This is a genomic window from Streptomyces sp. NPDC046931 (genome assembly GCF_040644655.1).
In the GTDB taxonomy this organism is placed as follows: domain Bacteria; phylum Actinomycetota; class Actinomycetes; order Streptomycetales; family Streptomycetaceae; genus Streptomyces.
Genome location: NZ_JBEYWX010000060.1, coordinates 1 through 1,318, shown reverse-complemented (window position 1 = coordinate 1,318; position 1,318 = coordinate 1). Strand labels below are relative to the sequence as shown.

Annotated in this window: 1 rRNA gene (cut by a window edge); it reads right to left on the bottom strand. The window is 56.5% G+C overall.

The annotated features are described in order from the left end of the window. Window positions 1-1,276: ribosomal RNA gene (locus tag ABZ876_RS39005) — 23S ribosomal RNA — on the bottom strand (it extends 1,489 nt beyond the left edge of the window). Window positions 1,277-1,318 lie beyond the last annotated feature (42 nt).

The window sequence follows — 1,318 nt, the reverse complement described above, 5'->3', positions numbered from 1 at the left end:
ATTGCTGCAATGACACGACTTCGGCGGTACGCTTGAGCCCCGCTACATTGTCGGCGCGGAATCACTAGACCAGTGAGCTATTACGCACTCTTTCAAGGGTGGCTGCTTCTAAGCCAACCTCCTGGTTGTCTGTGCGACTCCACATCCTTTCCCACTTAGCGTACGCTTAGGGGCCTTAGTCGATGCTCTGGGCTGTTTCCCTCTCGACCATGGAGCTTATCCCCCACAGTCTCACTGCCGCGCTCTCACTTACCGGCATTCGGAGTTTGGCTAAGGTCAGTAACCCGGTAGGGCCCATCGCCTATCCAGTGCTCTACCTCCGGCAAGAAACACACGACGCTGCACCTAAATGCATTTCGGGGAGAACCAGCTATCACGGAGTTTGATTGGCCTTTCACCCCTAACCACAGGTCATCCCCCAGGTTTTCAACCCTGGTGGGTTCGGTCCTCCACGAAGTCTTACCTCCGCTTCAACCTGCCCATGGCTAGATCACTCCGCTTCGGGTCTTGAGCGTGCTACTGAAACGCCCTATTCGGACTCGCTTTCGCTACGGCTTCCCCACACGGGTTAACCTCGCAACACACCGCAAACTCGCAGGCTCATTCTTCAAAAGGCACGCAGTCACGAGAATGTGCAAGCACATTCCGACGCTCCCACGGCTTGTAGGCACACGGTTTCAGGTACTATTTCACTCCGCTCCCGCGGTACTTTTCACCATTCCCTCACGGTACTATCCGCTATCGGTCACCAGGGAATATTTAGGCTTAGCGGGTGGTCCCGCCAGATTCACACGGGATTTCTCGGGCCCCGTGCTACTTGGGTGTCTCTCAAACGAGCCGCTGATGTTTCAACTACGGGGGTCTTACCCTCTACGCCGGACCTTTCGCATGTCCTTCGTCTACATCAACGGTTTCTGACTCGTCCTGTTGCCGGCAGACAACAGAAGAGAGATCCCACAACCCCGCATGCGCAACCCCTGCCGGGTCTCACACGCATACGGTTTGGCCTCATCCGGTTTCGCTCGCCACTACTCCCGGAATCACGGTTGTTTTCTCTTCCTGCGGGTACTGAGATGTTTCACTTCCCCGCGTTCCCTCCACTTGCCCTATGTGTTCAGGCAAGGGTGACAGCCCATGACGACTGCCGGGTTTCCCCATTCGGAAACCCCCGGATCAAAGCCTGGTTGACGACTCCCCGGGGACTATCGTGGCCTCCCACGTCCTTCATCGGTTCCTGGTGCCAAGGCATCCACCGTGCGCCCTTAAAAACTTGGCCACAGATGCTCGCGTCCACTGTGCAGTTCTCAAACAACGACCA